The following is a 17,063-nucleotide window of genomic DNA, read 5'->3' on the forward strand; positions in this document are numbered from 1 at the left end:
GCGGCCAGCTGGGCGGGGCCGCTGCCCGTGGCCGGTGTGCGGCCGTCGTGTGCGGGTGCGTGCCGCTGCGCGAAGCTGTTCCCCTACCCATCCCCCCAGACTCCGTCCGGGGGGACCCCCAGTCCACCGTTCCCGCCTCAAGCGCCGGCGGGGCTGGAATTGCCCTGCGGGCAATCCAGCCGCCGCCAGGTACATCCAGCCTCGCCGGCGTTTGAGGCGCGGGGGTCCGGGGGCGGAGCCCCCGAAGGGTCCGGGCGAAGCCCGGCTGGGGGTCCCCCCGGACGGAGTCTGGGGGATGGGGGAAGGGTGGGTAGGGGACAGCGCCGCGCAGCGGCAACCCAGCCGCGGGCGGCACCGCACCTGCACCCACACCCGGCCCTGCCCGGTACACGGCTCGTCCCCGGCAGGGGACCGGAACCCGCCCCCGGGGGGAATCGGCAGGGCCCCCTACCCCGCCGCGAGCGAGAGCTCGTAGCGGCGCCCCAGCCGCCGACCCCCCGGCAGGGGGAAGGTCTCGGCCAGCGTCATGCCCAGTCGCTCCGCCACCGCCGCCGAGCGGACGTTCGCATCGTCGATCATCGCCACCACCTTCGGCACCCCCGCCTCCCGCACCCGCTCCAGCGTCGCCAGCGCCGCGGCGTACGCGTAGCCCTGGCCCCACGCCCCGCGCCCGAGCCGCCAGCCGATTTCGATCTCGCCGACCGGGCCCCACGCCTTCGCCGCCGGCCACGGCTGCGCCCCCGTGAAGCCGAGGACCTCGCCCTCGCCGTCCAGGAGCGTCCACAGGCAGTACCCGAGCTGCGCGTCGTGCATCCGCTGCCGGGCGGTGATCTCCTCGTAGTGGGACAGTTCGGCCGGGCCGCCGAGGAACTCCATCACGTCGGGGTCGTCGAAGACGTGGTGCCAGGCGTGCGCGTCCTCGTCCGTCGGCACGCGCAGCGTGACGTCGGGGAGTGGCCGGGTCGGTGAGGTGGTCATCGGGGCAGCCCTTCGGGATCGCGATCTCTCTCGCTGCATAGACTGCGTCATGTCCCGTGCCGTTGGGCACCCCTTATCGAGCCTTCGGGAGACCCCGCAGTGACCGAGCCCCTCTCCGAACACTCCGCGGATGTGATCGTCGTCGGGGCCGGGCCCGCCGGCTCCACGACCGCCTACCACCTCGCCCAGGCAGGGCTGGACGTCCTGCTGCTGGAGAAGACGGCGTTCCCGCGCGAGAAGGTCTGCGGCGACGGTCTGACCCCGCGGGCGACGAAGCAGCTGGTGTCGATGGGCATCGACATCTCCGAAGAGGCCGGCTGGCTCCGGAACAAGGGTCTGCGCATCATCGGCGGCGGGCAGCGGCTCCAGCTGGACTGGCCGGAACTGGCCTCGTACCCGGACTACGGACTCGTCCGCAAGCGTGACGACTTCGACGAGATCCTGGCCCGCCAGGCGCAGAAGGCCGGCGCCCGGCTGTACGAGCGCTGCAACGTCGGCGAGCCCGTCCGCGACCCCCGTACCGGGCACATCACGGGCGTGCAGGCCAAGCTGGGCGAGGAGAAGACCCCGGTCACCTTCCACGCCCCGCTCGTGGTCGCGGCGGACGGCAACTCCTCGCGACTGTCGCTCGCGATGGGCCTGCACCGGCGCGAGGACCGTCCGATGGGCGTGGCCGTACGCACCTACTTCACTTCCCCCCGCCACGACGACGACTACCTGGAGTCCTGGCTGGAGCTGTGGGACCGGCGCGGCCCGCAGGACCGGCTGCTGCCCGGCTACGGCTGGATCTTCGGCATGGGCGACGGCACCTCCAACGTCGGCCTCGGCATCCTCAACTCCTCCTCCGCGTTCAAGGAGCTGGACTGGCGCGAGGTCCTCAAGGCCTGGTGCGCGTCGATGCCGGAGGACTGGGGCTACACCCCGGAGAACATGACGCAGCCGATCCGCGGCGCGGCCCTGCCGATGGCGTTCAACCGTCAGCCGCACTACACCGAGGGCCTGCTGCTGGTCGGTGACGCGGGCGGGCTCGTCAACCCGTTCAACGGCGAGGGCATCGCCTACGCGATGGAGTCCGGGCAGATCGCCGCCGAGGTGATCGTGCAGGCGCACGCGCGGGCCACCCCGGCGCAGCGCGAACTGGCGCTGCACGGTTACCCGAAGGTGCTGAAGGAGACGTACGGCGGCTACTACACGCTGGGCCGCGCCTTCGTGAAGCTGATCGGCAACCCGACGGTGATGAGGCTCGCCGCGCAGCGCGGTCTGACGCACCCGGTGCTGATGCGGTTCACGCTGAAGATGCTCGCGAACCTGACCGACCCGACGGGCGGCGACGCCATGGACCGCATCATCAACGGCCTCTCGAAGGTCGCCCCGAAGGCCTGATAGGTCAACCGGGATGGCGGTACATCCGCTGGTCTGCGGTGCTACAGCCTACGGCGTGAGTCCTTTCGAGCCGTGGATATGAGGTCGCCCGCCGCGCGCGTACTGCGCCGGCGGGCGGTGTCGTAGGGGCCGCTGTTAGACGGGCAGGGTCCAGCTCGGCCCGTTGTCAGAGCTGAGCCATACGCGTTGGGCGTCTGGCGCGATCGTCATGCCGAACTCGGACAGGTGGGGCGAGCCGTGGCTCTGCCAGATGGCGACGCCGTCCTCGACTGCGTTCCACAGCTTGAGCGGGCCGCGCTGAATCACGGTCCATCCGTCGCCGTCCTCGGCCACCTGCGTGCGGGCCTGCGATCCCGTGGCGACGTCGAGCAGGATCTGCTCGTACCCTGCGCCGAGCCGCTCGGCTGAGGGGGCGGCGAGCTGTGCGACGAATCGAGCGGACCAGTCGTCGAGCAGGGCGGGATCGATCCTGCTCTTCCGCTGCTCGCCCGGTAGCAGTTCGAAGGGGCCGTGCGGGGGGCGGTCGTGCGTGCGGGCCATCATTACCGGGGCCACGGATAGGGGGCCGGACGGAGTGTCGAAGGTGCGGCCATACGCGGTGTAGTAGGCGTGGTGACGCTTTCGTGCCTGTGTGGCAGTCGCGGAGTGCCGCAGCAGGGCGGTCGTGATCGCGTCCCAGAGGGAGGGGTTCCTCAGCCTTGCCACCGTGCCGAGGGACACCAACGTGTCGAGGAGCAGCACCCCCTCGGCGGCCGTGGGCAGGTCGACTGCGGACGTGTAGGCGACCGGGGGCTGCTCGTCCGCGTCGGCGTTGAGGGGTGCAGCAGCAGGTGCGCGCGCTTACGCTCCCAGTGGGCGAGCCATGTGGCGCCCAGGTGCTCGACGACGCGTACTGGATCGCCGGACGGGGTCTGGTGCCAGCCGGGATGTTCCGTGGTGATCGTGATACTCATGTGCTCGATTCCCGTCATGGTTCTGTGGTTGAACCTCATAGCTGGCGGGATGCGCGGGGTGAGCGGGAGAAACCGGACGGGCCGAACCCGCCACTCGGCACACGTCCCGTCCCGCAGAATGATCGTGAAGCCGGTTGCTTCGCCGCGCTACAGGGCGGCGGCTTGCGTTCACCCGCTCGCTCGAATCTCAGTACCCGTGCGAACCGCGTGCTCATGGCTGTCTGAAAGTTGCAAGGTTGGACCGAGAGTCGCCACGTGGCGGCGAAACACCCGCATGCGTACCTCCCTGTCGCGGCTTCTTGGCGGGGTTCCTCTGGACCAGTGTTGGAACGGCGGAGCGGATGCAACCCCAGGGGAAGCTGTCCAAGGGCAAGCGCAATGAGCAGAGTTAGGCGATGTCAGGCGTGGTTCGAGCGGTCAACCGCACCGTCGTGGTGACGCAGTGAGACCGTAGCGCTACAAATGATCGATCTGCAAGTGTGGACCGGTATAAACATGCAGACTGGCATATGCAAACCCCCCGCCCTGGTCAGGCGGGGGGCGCGGGCGCGTACGGCGCCGAGGGTCGGGGGCTAGTTGACGAAGTGGTCGAACTCGCCCGCCTTCACGCCGGCGATGAACGCGGCGAGCTTCTCGGGTGACGTGGTGATGATGCTTGCCGGGTCGTCGCTCTCGCACAGCAGGATCTCGCCCGCGTGCTTGGCGACGTGGAGGCACTGCTCGCCACCGCCACCGGAGAAGCTCGACTTCTGCCAGTTGAATTCGCTGTTCATCCCTGTATCTCTCACAGTTCTCTTGCGATGTGGTGAATGAAGCTCCGCGACTCGTCGGGGTCGAGTGAAGTCCGCTCGGCGAATGTGAACAGGGCTCGATACCGGTCGAGGTCTGCGGCCGTGTCCAGGAAGCGACCGCCGAAAGGCGTGTCGATGTGAACAGTGTCGAGCTGTGGAACCGTGCCGGTTGCGTACATCACGGTTTGTGTGACCTCGATGAAGTCATCGGCCGCGAAGGGGATCACGCGGAGCGTGATCCATTCCTGCTCGGATGCTTGCAGCAGGTAGTCGAGTTGATCGCGAGCTACCTTCCGGCCGCCCACCCGCATCCGCAATGCGGCCTCGTGCACGATCGCTTCGAACTGCGGCGGTGTCTCGCGGTCGAAAATCGCGCGGCGCTTCATGCGGTGCTCGACTCGGGCGTCCACTTCCTCCGTCGGAACTTGCGGGATGACGCCTGCGAACAGTGCCCGTGCGTAGTCCTCGGTCTGCAAGACGCCGGGGAACGTCATGGGCTGGAGGCATCGCAGGGAGGTTGCGTGGTGTTCGAGTTCCGCGATGTCCAGAAAGCCGGGGGCCAGGATGCCGCGGTAGCCGTCCCACCAGTGCGTCCCTCTGCGTTCGGTCGCGATGGTGCACAACGCGGCGAGGAGGGCCTCGTCGTCGGATTGGTAGAACGTGGACAGCCGTCGAACGCGTTCGTCGCTGATCCCGAGTCGGCCAGCCTCGATATTGCTGATCCTGGCGGCATCGGTGGAGAGCAAGCCGCCGGCATCTCGCGCGGTCATGCCGGCGCGCTCGCGCAGCTTCCGCAGCTCAGAGCCCAAGCGGATCTGTCGGGCGGTCGGATTGTCCCTCGGCGGCATGTGTCCCTTCCCCTTGTCCTACCTGAGTTTGCCGGTTGCGGCGTCATGGGTCCACCCGGAACCCTCTTAGGGGTACAGGCTTGTACCGGTCCAACCTTTTACCCTGTGGTTTCGGCAGCGCCGCGTCGCACGTAGCTGGTCCGCGAAGTGCAGCCGCTGACACGTGTCTTGACGCGTCGTCGCCCCGGGGGCGGCCATTGCCACGCGCAGCAAGCGACGCGCGCCCGACCGCGTTGGGAGACGAAATGACGACCATTTCCTTACCCCCCGCACCCCCGCCGGACATGGGCGGTAGCTACAGATTCGTTGCGCCTCGCACCGCGACGACGCCGAAAGTCGTTCGTGACCTGGTAACCACACTGGTGATCGCGTTCGGGCACGAGGACATCGCCGATCAGCTCCGTCTGTGCGTGTCCGAGGTGGTGACGAACGCCTACCGGCACACGCGCGCGGCCCACATCGCGGTGGACGTGTCCTTTGGAACGGACAACGTCACTGTGTGGGTGGACGACGGCCCTCCGGGGTGGCTGCCTCGGGTGCCACACCCTGAGCCGCCATGGCGCGACGAGTCGGGGCGCGGTCTCTACCTCGTGTCGAGGGTCGCAGACCGATTGGGCGTTGATGCCGACGACGAGGGCGTGCCGCGTCTCGGGTTCAGCATCGGCTATGAGGGGGCGTGAGGCTGAGACGCAAACCGAACGTCGCCTGGGCGTCCGGAACGAGAGTGCCCTCGCTCTTGGGCTCGACTTTGAGGCGGTTGCTCAACACTCCTGTTCCGCCTGCCGTCGCGCTTCCGCGGAGACGGGGCCGAACGCATTGTGGTCGGCAGCCACGACCTCGTGGAGCTTCTGCGCGGCGAGCCACTCCTCCAGGGCTTCGGCCACAACGGAGGAGAAGCCGCTCTTGCCGGCGCGCTCCTTGACTTCCTTGATCAACGATTGCGCCAGCGACATGGGTCTCATGCCCAGAACGTAATGCCGCTGCCTCCGGCGCCGCCGGGCCGTCTCCCGGTCTCCAGGGGGCGGCTCAGTCGTTTCCGGGGCCCTCGGGGGCGTCCTGGACGTCGTGCACCGTGCGTACGCAGCGGGTCAGCAGGATCAGTCCGGACACCAGCAGGGCGCCCGACAGGGTCCAGCCGAGGGCCAGGGTGAGGGGATGCCCCGGTTTCTGCCAGGGGCGGGCGGTGGTCAACAGCCAGCCGCCGACGGCGAGGAAGGCGAGCCCGGCGGCGGCCGGGACGGCGGTGGGGTCGTCGCCGGTGCCGTGGTCCTCGTAGGACCGTCTGCTCACCGGGTCACCACCTCCAGGTCTCGGTCCGGCGCCCGCCCATCTTCTCAGGGCCCCGGAGGCTTGGGTACCGCGTCACCGACCGGGGTGCGCGGGCGGCCGCGCCGGGGCGTGCCGGAGGGCCGGCACTCCGCCCCCGAGCGGGGGAGTGCCGACCCTCGTGGCGACCGGAAGGATCAGAGGACGCGGACGGCGCCCGTCGGCATGTCGTAGCTGAGGTTGCGCTCGACGATGCCGGTGCTGGGGTTCTGCGCGCCGACGAACTTGCCGCCGCCCACGTAGATGGCGACGTGGTAGGCGCTGCCCTTGGGGCCCCAGTAGAGGATGTCGCCGGGCTGCAGGTTGCTCAGCGAGACCGAGCTGCCGGCCAGCGACTGGTCCTGGGAGGTGCGGTCCAGGGAGATGCCCGCCTGGCGGTAGGCGGCCTGGACGAGGCCCGAGCAGTCGTACGCGGAGGAGCCGGTGGCGCCCATGACGTACGCCTTGCCGATCTGGGCGCGGGCGAAGTTCACGATGGCGGCGGCGGAACCGGTGGCCTTGGAGGAGGAACCGGTGCTGGCGGAGCCGCTGCCCGAGCCGTTGGAGGTGAAGCCGCTGTCGTCCGACGCGGAGGCGTTGGTGAGCGAGGTGCGGCCGGCGCCGCGGGTGGCGCGCTCGGCGTCGGCCTTGCGGTCGGCCTCCTGCTTGGCCTTCTGCTCGGCGGCCTTGGTGGCGTCTTCCTTGGCCTGCTTCGCCTCGGCGGCGGCACCCGTACGGGCGCTCTCCTCCTGGGTGTTCAGCTCGCCGGTCACGGCGGCCTCTACGGCGGCGACGCGGGTGTTCTCGGCGGCGGTGGCGACCGCGCTGGAGACCTCGGCGCCCAGGTTCAGGTCGAGGACCGGCATTTCGAGCGTCGTCTCGGCCACGGGCTCGGGGGACGAAGGGGTCGCGCTCGCGGTGCCGGCCATGGCGAGGGTGCTGAGGACGCCACCGGCAACTCCGGCGCGAACCGCGAGCTTCGAGGCGCTACGGCGCGGCTTCCGGTGGCTGGGTATGTGAGCGGTGTGGGACATGGGACAACCGCTATCAGGGGTGCCGGGTTTCCTTCAAGAAACGTGGTCTGCGCCACAGTTGCGGAATCGGGCCGCGAACCGGGCGCGTCGCGATGCTTATTGACGCCGTAACGGGCGAAACGGACACACCCTCACAAGGCTGTGATCATGGGGTTTCAGCAATTAGTCCGAATTGATCCACTGCCTACCATCGACCCGCACAGATGGCCAAGCCCTCTTTTCGCGGTCTCGATCCGGTGTGGTGCAGGTCACAGTTACCTCCCGTCGTGAGGGCGCCGTGGCCGGTCCGTGATCCGACCGTGAACTTGCCGTGCGGTTCGTGAACGGATGCACAGCATCGACCCTCCCTTCCCCCCGGCGTCGACTCTCGGCCACCGCGTCCACTCCCGTACCCCCGGACCCCCCGACCGGGGGGCGCGGGTTCCCTTACCACCTGGATGGAAGGAGGGCCAATTTGCCTGCGCCGGACATCATTTGATAGGGCGACACGCCTTTCACCTGGGATGACGGGCCCGGATGTCACCTTTGGTGATCATGTGGATGCCTTGCGTACGAAGATCACCCCTCGGCGAGCTTCATGATCGTTCGTCAGGTGGTGGAGATCACAAACTCGGTGTTGTTACCCGTGTCGCAGATCACAGACCGGCAGGCATAAGATGCGCACCAGCCCGGCTTGTGAACTGCCTCACATGCGGTCCCCCGGCTCCCGGGGCGATCTTCACGAGGTGGAGCTCACCCGTCGCCGGCGCAGCGGTCCAACGGTCAAGGACGACTGGAAGGAGCGAGGAGCGTGAATGCGTACGCACCCATCCTCGTGCTCGGCGCCATCGGCGCAGGGTTTGCGATCTTCTCCGTGGTCATGGCCACGCTGATCGGCCCAAAACGGTACAACCGGGCGAAGCTTGAAGCCTACGAGTGCGGCATCGAACCCACCCCGATGCCCGCCGGGGGCGGTCGCTTCCCCATCAAGTACTACCTGACGGCGATGCTCTTCATCGTCTTCGACATCGAGATCGTCTTCCTCTACCCCTGGGCCGTCACCTTCGACTCCCTGGGGATCTTCGGGCTCGTCGAGATGCTCCTCTTCGTGCTCACCGTCTTCGTCGCCTACGCCTACGTCTGGCGCCGCGGCGGCCTGGAATGGGACTGAGGGGCTGAATTTTCCATGGGACTGGAAGAGAAGCTGCCGAGCGGCTTCCTGCTGACCACCGTCGAACAGGCCGCGGGCTGGGTGCGCAAGTCATCCGTCTTCCCGGCCACCTTCGGCCTGGCGTGCTGCGCCATCGAGATGATGACCACCGGAGCCGGCCGCTACGACCTGGCCCGCTTCGGCATGGAGGTCTTCCGCGGCTCCCCGCGCCAGGCCGACCTGATGATCGTCGCCGGACGGGTCAGTCAGAAGATGGCGCCGGTGCTGCGCCAGGTGTACGACCAGATGCCCGCCCCCAAGTGGGTCATCTCCATGGGTGTTTGCGCCTCTTCGGGCGGAATGTTCAACAATTACGCGATCGTCCAGGGCGTCGACCACATCGTCCCGGTGGACATCTACCTCCCCGGCTGCCCGCCCCGCCCCGAGATGCTGTTGGACGCGATCCTCAAGCTCCACCAGAAGATCCAGGGCTCCAAGCTCGGCGTGAACCGGGAAGAGGCGGCGCGCGAGGCGGAGGAGGCGGCCCTCAAGGCCCTCCCCACCATCGAGATGAAGGGGCTCCTCCGGTGAGCGACGACCCGGCCGTCGAGAACGGCAACAACGTCCCCGCTCCCCGCACCTCGGCCGGGCCCGAGGTGATCGGCGTGCGCAAGGGCATGTTCGGGGCGAACGGGGGCGGCGGCGACACCAGCGGCTACAGCGGCCTCGTCCGCACCGTGGCCCTGCCCGGGGCGTCAGCGCGCCCCTACGGGTCCTACTTCGACGAGGTGGCCGACGAGCTCGAAGGCGCCCTGGAGGAGCAGGACCTGCTTCCCGCCCACGCCATCGAGAGGACGGTGGTGGACCGCGGCGAGCTCACCTTCCACATCGCCCGCGAGCACCTCGTACGGGTGGCCTCCACCCTGCGCGACGACCCGGCGCTGCGCTTCGAGCTCTGCACCGGCGTCAGCGGGGTCAACTTCCCCGGCGACAAGGGCCGCGAGCTGCACGCCGTCTACCACCTGCGCTCGCTCACCCACGGCAGGATCGTCCGCCTGGAGGTGTCGGTCCCCGACGCCGACCCGCACGTCCCGTCCCTGGTCGCGGTGTACCCGACCAACGACTGGCACGAGCGCGAGGCCTACGACTTCTTCGGCATCGTCTTCGACGGCCACCCGGCCCTCACGCGGATCATGATGCCGGACGACTGGCAGGGCTTCCCCCAGCGCAAGGACTACCCGCTCGGCGGCATCGCCGTCGAGTACAAGGGCGCCCAGATCCCGGCTCCCGACCAGCGGAGGTCGTACAGTTGATGTCCAACACCTCGAACCACGCGTCCTCCCGCGAGACCACCGAGGGCACCGTCTACACCGTCACCGGCGGCGACTGGGACGAGATCGTCCAGTCGGCGGCCCGCGCGGACGACGAGCGCATCGTCGTCAACATGGGCCCCCAGCACCCCTCCACCCACGGGGTGCTCCGGCTGATCCTGGAGATCGACGGCGAGACGGTCACCGAGGCCCGCTGCGGCATCGGCTACCTGCACACCGGCATCGAGAAGAACCTCGAATTCCGCAACTGGACGCAGGGCACCACCTTCGTCACGCGCATGGACTACCTGACGCCGTTCTTCAACGAGACGGCGTACTGCCTCGGCGTCGAGAAGCTCCTCGGCATCACCGACCAGATCCCGGACCGCGCCACCGTCATCCGCGTCCTGCTGATGGAGCTCAACCGGCTCTCCTCCCACCTGGTGTGCATCGCCACCGGCGGCATGGAGCTGGGCGCGACCACGATCATGATCTACGGGTTCCGGGACCGCGAGCTGATCCTCGACGTCTTCGAGCTGATCACCGGCCTGCGCATGAACCACGCCTTCGTCCGCCCCGGCGGCCTCGCCCAGGACCTGCCCCCCGGCGCGGTCGACCAGCTGCGCGAGTTCGTGAAGACCATGAAGAAGAACCTGCCGGAGTACGACAAGCTCGCCACCGGCAACCCCATCTTCAAGGCCCGCATGCAGGACGTCGGCTACCTCGACCTCACCGGCTGCATGGCGCTGGGCGCCACCGGCCCGATCCTGCGCTCCGCCGGGCTTCCGCACGACCTGCGCAAGTCGGACCCGTACTGCGGCTACGACACCTACGAGTTCGACGTCCCCACCACCGAGAGCTGCGACTCCTACGGACGCTTCCTGGTCCGCCTGGAGGAGATGCGCCAGTCCCTGCGGATCGTCGAGCAGTGCCTGGACCGGCTGGAGCCCGGCCCGGTCATGGTCGCGGACAAGAAGATCGCCTGGCCCGCTCAGCTCGCGATGGGGCCCGACGGCCTCGGCAACTCCCTCGACCACATCAAGAACATCATGGGCACCTCCATGGAGGCCCTCATCCACCACTTCAAGCTCGTCACCGAGGGCTTCCGGGTACCGGCCGGACAGGTGTACGCCGCCGTCGAGTCCCCCAAGGGCGAGCTCGGCGTGCACGTCGTCTCCGACGGCGGAACCCGCCCCTACCGGGTCCACTTCCGCGACCCGTCCTTCACCAACCTGCAGGCCATGGCCGCGATGTGCGAAGGCGGCCAGGTCGCCGACGTCATCGTCGCCGTCGCCTCCATCGACCCCGTGATGGGAGGCGTCGACCGATGACAGCCAATCCGACCGGTCAAGGGGTGAGTCTGGGGATGCCCCAGCTTCCGGCCCCCGACTTCCCGGCCGACGTACGCGCCCGGCTGGAGGCCGACGCCGCCGAGGTCATCGCCCGCTACCCCGACAGCCGCTCCGCGCTGCTGCCGCTGCTGCACCTGACGCAGTCCGAGGAGGGCCACGTCTCGCGCACCGGCATCCGCTTCTGCGCCGAGGTGCTGGGCCTGACCACCGCCGAGGTCACCGCGGTCGCCACCTTCTACACGATGTACAGGCGCAAGCCCTCCGGGGACTACCAGGTCGGCGTCTGCACCAACACCCTGTGCGCCGTCATGGGCGGCGACGCCATCTTCGACGAGCTCAAGCAGCACCTGGGGGTCGGCAACAACGAGACCACCCCCGACGGCAAGGTGACGCTGGAGCACATCGAGTGCAACGCGGCCTGCGACTACGCCCCCGTGGTGATGGTCAACTGGGAGTTCTTCGACAACCAGACCCCCGCATCCGCCAAGGCCCTCGTCGACGACCTGCTGGCCGGCCGCCCCGTCGAACCGACCCGGGGCGCGCCGCTGTGCACGTACAAGGAGACCGCCCGGATCCTGGCGGGCTTCCCGGACGAGCGCGAGGGCGCGGTGGCCGCGAGCGGCGGCGCCGGCCCCGCCTCCCTGATCGGACTGCGCATCGCCCGCGGCGAACCCCCGCACGCCCCGGTCGTGCACCCCCGCGGCGAGGCGCGCGGCGAGGCCACCACAGAGGGAGGGGAGTGATGAGCGTGTCGACTCCGAAGGAAAGGCACGGGGGCACCTCCCAGCCGGAGGCTGGGGGAGGCACCAGCCCGGAGAAGCTCCTCGCGCCCGTCCTGTCTGCGTTCTGGGACGAGCCCGAGTCGTGGACGCTGGAGACCTACCGGCGCCACGAGGGGTACGAGGGCCTGCGCAAGGCGCTCGCGATGACCCCGGACGAGGTGATCGCCTACGTCAAGGACTCCGGACTGCGCGGACGCGGCGGCGCGGGCTTCCCCACCGGAATGAAGTGGCAGTTCATCCCGCAGGGCGACGGCAAGCCGCACTACCTCGTCGTGAACGCGGACGAGTCGGAGCCGGGAACCTGCAAGGACATCCCCCTCCTCTTCGCCAACCCGCACTCCCTCATCGAGGGAATGATCATCGCCTGTTACGCGATCCGGTCGGAGCACGCCTTCATCTACCTGCGCGGCGAAACCGTCCCCGTGCTGCGGCGCCTGCACGAGGCCGTGCGCGAGGCGTACGCGGCCGGGTACCTCGGCAAGGACATCGACGGCAGCGGACGCAACCTCGACATCACCGTGCACGCGGGAGCGGGCGCGTACATCTGCGGCGAGGAGACGGCACTGCTCGACTCCCTCGAAGGCCGGCGCGGTCAGCCCCGGCTGCGTCCCCCCTTCCCCGCGGTCGAGGGGCTCTACGCGTGCCCCACTGTCGTCAACAACGTCGAATCCATCGCCTCGGTTCCCGCGATCCTGAACAAGGGCAAGGACTGGTTCAAGGCGATGGGGACGGAGAAGTCCCCCGGCTTCACGCTCTATTCGCTGTCCGGGCACGTCGCCGGCCCCGGCCAGTACGAGGCCCCCCTCGGCATCACCCTGCGCCAGCTCCTCGACATGAGCGGCGGCATGCGCCCCGGCCACCGGCTGAAGTTCTGGACCCCCGGCGGCTCCTCCACCCCCATGTTCACCGACGAGCACCTCGACGTGCCCCTGGACTACGAGGGCGTCGGCGCGGCCGGCTCCATGCTCGGCACCAAGGCCCTCCAGTGCTTCGACGAGACCACCTGCGTGGTGCGTGCCGTCACCCGCTGGACCGAGTTCTACGCCCACGAGTCCTGCGGCAAGTGCACGCCCTGCCGCGAGGGCACGTACTGGCTCGTCCAGCTGCTGCGCGACATCGAGGCCGGCAAGGGCGTCATGTCCGACCTCGACAAGCTGAACGACATCGCCGACAACATCAACGGCAAGTCCTTCTGCGCCCTCGGCGACGGCGCCGCCAGCCCCATCTTCTCCTCGCTGAAGTACTTCCGCGCCGAGTACGAACAGCACATCACGGGCAAGGGCTGCCCCTTCGACCCCAGGAAGTCGACCCTCTGGGCTGACACGGAGGTGAACGCATGACCGTCACCACGAATGCTCCGACCGGTGGCGGAGAGGCCGCCGTGCCCCCCGATTCCGTGTCCCTGACCATCGACGGGCTCGAACTGTCGGTCCCCAAGGGCACCCTCGTCATCCGGGCCGCCGAACAGCTCGGCATCGAGATCCCCCGGTTCTGCGACCACCCCCTCCTCTCCCCGGCCGGCGCCTGCCGCCAGTGCATCGTCGAGGTCGAGGGCCAGCGCAAGCCGATGGCCTCCTGCACGATCACCTGCACCGACGGCATGGTCGTCAAGACCCAGCTGACCTCCCCGGTCGCCGACAAGGCCCAGCGCGGGGTGATGGAGCTCCTCCTCATCAACCACCCGTTGGACTGCCCCGTCTGCGACAAGGGCGGCGAATGCCCCCTGCAGAACCAGGCGATGTCCCACGGCAACGCCGAATCCCGCTTCGAGGGCCACAAGCGCACCTACGAGAAGCCCGTCCCGATCTCCACGCAGGTGCTCCTGGACCGCGAGCGGTGCGTGCTGTGCGCGCGCTGCACCCGCTTCTCCAACGAGATCGCCGGCGACCCCATGATCGAGCTGCTGGAACGCGGCGCGCTCCAGCAGGTCGGCATCGGCGAGGGCGACCCCTTCCAGTCGTACTTCTCCGGCAACACCATCCAGATCTGCCCCGTCGGCGCCCTCACCTCGGCCGCCTACCGCTTCCGCTCCCGCCCCTTCGACCTCGTCTCCTCCCCGAGCGTGTGCGAGCACTGCGCGGGCGGCTGCGCGACCCGGACCGACCACCGGCGCGGCAAGGTGATGCGCCGCCTCGCCGCCGAGGACCCCGAGGTCAACGAGGAGTGGATCTGCGACAAGGGCCGCTTCGGGTTCCGCTACGCGCAGCGCCCGGACCGGCTGACCACCCCGCTGGTGCGCGGCGCCGACGGCGTCCTCGCCCCGGCGAGCTGGCCGGAGGCCCTGGAGGCCGCCGCGAAGGGACTGGCCGCCGCGCGCGGCCGGGCCGGGGTGCTGACCGGAGGCCGGCTCACCGTCGAGGACGCCTACGCGTACGCCAAGTTCGCCCGGGTCGTGCTCGACACCAACGACATCGACTTCCGGGCCCGGGTGCACAGCGCGGAGGAGGCCGACTTCCTGGCCGCCACCGTGGCGGGCACCGGCAAGGACCTCGACGGCACGGGCGTCACGTACGCCTCCCTGGAGGCGGCGCCCACCGTGCTGCTCGCCGGGATCGAGGCCGAGGAGGAGGCCCCCGGGGTCTTCCTGCGGCTACGCAAGGCCCACCGCCGCAACAAGCAGCGGACCTTCGCCCTGGCGCCCTTCGCCACCCGCGGCCTCGCCAAGGCGGGCGGCACCCTGCTGGCCGCCGCCCCCGGCACCGAGCCCGAGTGGCTGGAGGCCCTCGCGACCCGGACCGGACTGGAGGCCGGCGGCGCCGAGGCCGCCGAGGCGCTGCGCAAGCCCGGCTCGGTCCTCGTGGTCGGGGAGCGGCTGGCGGGCGTGCCCGGCGCGCTGACCGCCGCCGTACGGGCCGCTACGGCGACCGGGGCCCGGCTGGTGTGGATCCCGCGCCGGGCCGGGGAGCGGGCCGCCGTCGAGGCGGGCGCGCTGCCGTCCCTGCTGCCGGGCGGCCGCCCGGCCACCGATCCGCGGGCCCGCGACGAGGTCGCCACGGCCTGGGGGCTGGACGAACTCCCGCACCGCTACGGCCGGGACACCGGGCAGATCGTGGAGGCGGCCGCCACCCGCGAGCTGTCCGCCCTGCTGGTCGCGGGCGTCGAGCTCGCCGACCTGCCGGACCCGCAGCGGGCGAAGACCGCCCTGGAGGAGGCCTTCGTGGTCTCCCTGGAACTGCGGCCCGGCGAGGTCACCGACCATGCGGACGTGGTCCTGCCGGTCGCCGCCGTCGCCGAGAAGACCGGCACGTTCATCAACTGGGAGGGCCGGGTCCGGCCGTTCGAGGCCGCCCTCAAGCCCGACCAGATGACCCGCCGGCTCGCCCCCGCCGACGCCCGCGTGCTGCACATGCTGGCCGACGCGGCCGACCGGCCGATCGCGCTGCCCGACGTACACGCCGTACGGCGCGAGCTGGAGCGGCTCGGCCCCTGGGAGGGGGAGCTCGCGGCGGAGCAGTCCACCGCCACCGAGCCGCCGCCCCGTCCCGGCGCGGGCGAGGCGGTCCTCGCGGGCCACCGGCTGCTGCTGGACCGGGGCCTGCTCCAGGAGGGCGACGACGCCCTGGCCGGCACCCGGCACGAGGCGAACGCCCGGCTGTCGGCCGCCACGGCCGCCGAGACCGGCGTCAAGGACGGGGACGTCCTCGCCGTCACCGGACCGGCGGGCTCGGTGGAACTCCCGCTGAAGGTCACCGAGATGCCCGACCGGGTGGTCTGGCTCCCGCTGAACTCCACCGGCCGAGGCGTCCTCGCCGACACCGGCGCCCGTCCGGGCACCCTCGTGCGGATCGGCCCGGCGAAGGCGGCCGACAGCAGCGACCCCGATGCGGAGGTGGGCGCGTGAACGCGGTACAGCTCGCTGCCGAAGACCTCTCCCTGTTCGGCAGGGACGTCTGGTGGCTGGTCCTCATCAAGGCGGTGTTCTGCTTCGCCTTCCTGATGGTGACCGTGCTCTTCTCCATCGTGTGGGAGCGCAAGGTCGTCGCCTGGATGCAGCTGCGCATCGGCCCCAACCGGCACGGGCCCTGGGGCATGCTCCAGTCGCTCGCCGACGGGGTCAAGCTGATGCTGAAGGAAGACCTCATCGTCAAGCGGGCCGACAAGGTGGTCTACGTCCTGGCCCCGATCATCGCGGCGATCCCGGCCTTCATGGCCATCGCGGTGATCCCCTTCGGCCCGGCCGACGACCAGGTCTCCATCTTCGGGCAGCGCACCACGATGCAGCTGACCGACCTGCCCATCGCGATGCTCTACGTCCTCGCCGTGGCCTCCGTCGGCATCTACGGCATCGTGCTGGCGGGCTGGTCCTCCGGCTCCACGTACCCGCTCCTCGGCGGCCTGCGCTCCTGCGCCCAGATGATCTCGTACGAGATCGCGATGGGCGCGGCCTTCGCCTCGGTGTTCCTCTACTCCGGGTCGATGTCGACCTCGGCGATCGTGGAGGCACAGGCGGACCGCTGGTACATCGTGCTGCTGCCGGTGTCCTTCATCATCTACGTGATCACGATGGTCGGCGAGACCAACCGCGCCCCCTTCGACATGCCGGAGTCCGAGGGCGACCTGGTCGGCGGTTTCAACACCGAGTACTCCTCCATCAAGTTCGCGCTGTTCATGCTGGCCGAGTACGTCAACATGGTCACCGTCTCGGCGGTCTCGGTCACCCTCTTCCTGGGCGGCTGGCGGGCCCCGTACCCGATCAGTCACTTCTGGGAGGGCGCGAACCACGGCTGGTGGCCGATGCTCTGGTTCGTCATCAAGGTGCAGCTGCTGCTGTTCTTCTTCATCTGGCTGCGCGGCACGCTGCCGCGCGTGCGCTACGACCAGCTGATGAAGCTCGGCTGGAAGGTGCTGATCCCGGTCTCCGTGGTGTGGCTGATGCTGGTCGCCACCGTCCGGGCGCTGCGCAACGAGCGCTACGACTTCAGCGAGATCGTCCTCTACGTGGGCGGGGCGGTCGTCGCGATCCTGCTGCTCTCCTTCGTCGCGGACCTCTTCCGCGACAAGCGGGAGAAGGCGGCGGCCGAGGAGGCCGGCGAGGCCGAGGCGGCCGGGGCCTTCGACCCGATGGCGGGCGGGTTCCCCGTACCGCCCAAGCCCGGCCAGCACCTGGCGCCCGTACCGCGCCGGCGGCCCCGCGCGGAGCGGGAGCTGATCGTCAGCGGCGGGGCGAACCCCGACAGTGACCGAGAGGAGGGTTGAGA

The 17,063-nt window shown here is 69.8% G+C and carries 17 protein-coding genes; 10 read left to right on the plus strand and 7 right to left on the minus strand.

Annotation, left to right across the window (positions count from 1 at the left end; genetic code table 11):
- Window positions 1–447: 447 nt before the first annotated feature.
- On the minus strand, window positions 448–978 hold the full coding sequence (locus ACEPPI_RS18155; RefSeq protein ID WP_373916260.1) for a GNAT family N-acetyltransferase: 531 nt from the start codon (window positions 976–978) through the stop codon (window positions 448–450).
- A gap of 99 nt (window positions 979–1,077) precedes the next feature.
- Here ACEPPI_RS18155 and ACEPPI_RS18160 point away from each other — a divergent pair, with 99 nt between their 5' ends.
- A complete protein-coding gene (locus tag ACEPPI_RS18160; RefSeq protein WP_373916261.1) occupies window positions 1,078–2,361 on the plus strand; it encodes a geranylgeranyl reductase family protein in 1,284 nt (427 codons plus the stop codon).
- 135 nt (window positions 2,362–2,496) lie between these two features.
- Here ACEPPI_RS18160 and ACEPPI_RS18165 read toward each other — a convergent pair whose 3' ends face one another.
- From ACEPPI_RS18165 to ACEPPI_RS18175, 3 genes are all read right to left on the minus strand, one after another.
- Window positions 2,497–3,102, minus strand: a complete 606-nt coding sequence (locus ACEPPI_RS18165) for a hypothetical protein (protein ID WP_373916262.1) — start codon at window positions 3,100–3,102, stop codon at window positions 2,497–2,499.
- A gap of 784 nt (window positions 3,103–3,886) precedes the next feature.
- Window positions 3,887–4,087 (minus strand): DUF397 domain-containing protein, encoded by a 201-nt coding sequence (locus ACEPPI_RS18170; protein ID WP_373916263.1) that lies wholly within the window; start codon window positions 4,085–4,087, stop codon window positions 3,887–3,889.
- Window positions 4,088–4,098: 11 nt separating this feature from the next.
- On the minus strand, window positions 4,099–4,953 hold the full coding sequence (locus ACEPPI_RS18175) for a helix-turn-helix domain-containing protein (RefSeq protein ID WP_373916264.1): 855 nt from the start codon (window positions 4,951–4,953) through the stop codon (window positions 4,099–4,101).
- Between the two features lie 245 nt (window positions 4,954–5,198).
- Between ACEPPI_RS18175 and ACEPPI_RS18180 the strand changes: the two genes are divergently transcribed.
- The gene (locus ACEPPI_RS18180) at window positions 5,199–5,633 is read left to right on the plus strand and encodes an ATP-binding protein (protein WP_373916265.1); all 435 of its coding nucleotides are present in this window, start codon (window positions 5,199–5,201) and stop codon (window positions 5,631–5,633) included.
- 81 nt (window positions 5,634–5,714) lie between these two features.
- On the opposite strand, the gene ACEPPI_RS18185 is transcribed toward ACEPPI_RS18180, so the two are convergent.
- The 3 genes from ACEPPI_RS18185 to ACEPPI_RS18195 form a co-directional block, all read right to left on the minus strand.
- The gene (locus ACEPPI_RS18185; RefSeq protein ID WP_373916266.1) at window positions 5,715–5,915 is read right to left on the minus strand and encodes a hypothetical protein; all 201 of its coding nucleotides are present in this window, start codon (window positions 5,913–5,915) and stop codon (window positions 5,715–5,717) included.
- Window positions 5,916–5,979: 64 nt separating this feature from the next.
- Entirely contained in the window at window positions 5,980–6,243 is a 264-nt protein-coding gene (locus ACEPPI_RS18190) for a hypothetical protein (protein ID WP_373916267.1), read from the minus strand.
- A 173-nt stretch (window positions 6,244–6,416) separates the two neighbouring features.
- The gene (locus tag ACEPPI_RS18195) at window positions 6,417–7,292 is read right to left on the minus strand and encodes a C40 family peptidase (RefSeq protein ID WP_373916268.1); all 876 of its coding nucleotides are present in this window, start codon (window positions 7,290–7,292) and stop codon (window positions 6,417–6,419) included.
- A 790-nt stretch (window positions 7,293–8,082) separates the two neighbouring features.
- Here ACEPPI_RS18195 and ACEPPI_RS18200 point away from each other — a divergent pair.
- Genes ACEPPI_RS18200 through nuoH form a run of 8 tightly spaced genes read left to right on the plus strand, consistent with a single transcriptional unit; the run spans window position 8,083 to window position 17,061 of the window.
- Complete coding sequence (locus ACEPPI_RS18200) at window positions 8,083–8,442, plus strand: NADH-quinone oxidoreductase subunit A (RefSeq protein WP_045946775.1); 360 nt, start codon at window positions 8,083–8,085, stop codon at window positions 8,440–8,442.
- 15 nt (window positions 8,443–8,457) lie between these two features.
- A complete protein-coding gene (locus tag ACEPPI_RS18205) occupies window positions 8,458–9,012 on the plus strand; it encodes an NADH-quinone oxidoreductase subunit B family protein (RefSeq protein WP_123079911.1) in 555 nt (184 codons plus the stop codon).
- Complete coding sequence (locus ACEPPI_RS18210; protein WP_373916269.1) at window positions 9,009–9,734, plus strand: NADH-quinone oxidoreductase subunit C; 726 nt, start codon at window positions 9,009–9,011, stop codon at window positions 9,732–9,734. The genes ACEPPI_RS18205 and ACEPPI_RS18210 overlap by 4 nt, the downstream gene beginning before the upstream one ends.
- On the plus strand, window positions 9,734–11,062 hold the full coding sequence (locus tag ACEPPI_RS18215) for an NADH-quinone oxidoreductase subunit D (protein WP_373916270.1): 1,329 nt from the start codon (window positions 9,734–9,736) through the stop codon (window positions 11,060–11,062). The genes ACEPPI_RS18210 and ACEPPI_RS18215 overlap by 1 nt, the downstream gene beginning before the upstream one ends.
- On the plus strand, window positions 11,059–11,826 hold the full coding sequence (nuoE, locus tag ACEPPI_RS18220) for an NADH-quinone oxidoreductase subunit NuoE (protein ID WP_373916271.1): 768 nt from the start codon (window positions 11,059–11,061) through the stop codon (window positions 11,824–11,826). The genes ACEPPI_RS18215 and nuoE overlap by 4 nt, the downstream gene beginning before the upstream one ends.
- Window positions 11,826–13,205 (plus strand): NADH-quinone oxidoreductase subunit NuoF, encoded by a 1,380-nt coding sequence (nuoF, locus tag ACEPPI_RS18225; protein ID WP_373916272.1) that lies wholly within the window; start codon window positions 11,826–11,828, stop codon window positions 13,203–13,205. The genes nuoE and nuoF overlap by 1 nt, the downstream gene beginning before the upstream one ends.
- On the plus strand, window positions 13,202–15,706 hold the full coding sequence (locus ACEPPI_RS18230) for an NADH-quinone oxidoreductase subunit G (protein ID WP_373916273.1): 2,505 nt from the start codon (window positions 13,202–13,204) through the stop codon (window positions 15,704–15,706). The genes nuoF and ACEPPI_RS18230 overlap by 4 nt, the downstream gene beginning before the upstream one ends.
- On the plus strand, window positions 15,703–17,061 hold the full coding sequence (gene nuoH, locus ACEPPI_RS18235) for an NADH-quinone oxidoreductase subunit NuoH (protein ID WP_373916274.1): 1,359 nt from the start codon (window positions 15,703–15,705) through the stop codon (window positions 17,059–17,061). Before ACEPPI_RS18230 ends, nuoH begins: the two co-directional genes overlap by 4 nt.
- Window positions 17,062–17,063: the final 2 nt, after the last annotated feature.

Source organism: Streptomyces sp. AB3(2024) (genome assembly GCF_041862025.1).
Lineage (GTDB): Bacteria > Actinomycetota > Actinomycetes > Streptomycetales > Streptomycetaceae > Streptomyces.

Coding starts and splice junctions, on each gene's coding strand:
- ACEPPI_RS18155 (WP_373916260.1), bottom strand. CDS start 978: ATGACCACCTCACCGACCCGGCCACTCCCCGACGTCACGCTGCGCGTG.
- ACEPPI_RS18170 (WP_373916263.1), bottom strand. CDS start 4,087: ATGAACAGCGAATTCAACTGGCAGAAGTCGAGCTTCTCCGGTGGCGGT.
- ACEPPI_RS18175 (WP_373916264.1), bottom strand. CDS start 4,953: ATGCCGCCGAGGGACAATCCGACCGCCCGACAGATCCGCTTGGGCTCT.
- ACEPPI_RS18180 (WP_373916265.1), top strand. CDS start 5,199: ATGACGACCATTTCCTTACCCCCCGCACCCCCGCCGGACATGGGCGGT.
- ACEPPI_RS18185 (WP_373916266.1), bottom strand. CDS start 5,915: ATGAGACCCATGTCGCTGGCGCAATCGTTGATCAAGGAAGTCAAGGAG.
- ACEPPI_RS18195 (WP_373916268.1), bottom strand. CDS start 7,292: ATGTCCCACACCGCTCACATACCCAGCCACCGGAAGCCGCGCCGTAGC.
- ACEPPI_RS18205 (WP_123079911.1), top strand. CDS start 8,458: ATGGGACTGGAAGAGAAGCTGCCGAGCGGCTTCCTGCTGACCACCGTC.
- ACEPPI_RS18215 (WP_373916270.1), top strand. CDS start 9,734: ATGTCCAACACCTCGAACCACGCGTCCTCCCGCGAGACCACCGAGGGC.
- nuoE (WP_373916271.1), top strand. CDS start 11,059: ATGACAGCCAATCCGACCGGTCAAGGGGTGAGTCTGGGGATGCCCCAG.
- nuoF (WP_373916272.1), top strand. CDS start 11,826: ATGAGCGTGTCGACTCCGAAGGAAAGGCACGGGGGCACCTCCCAGCCG.
- ACEPPI_RS18230 (WP_373916273.1), top strand. CDS start 13,202: ATGACCGTCACCACGAATGCTCCGACCGGTGGCGGAGAGGCCGCCGTG.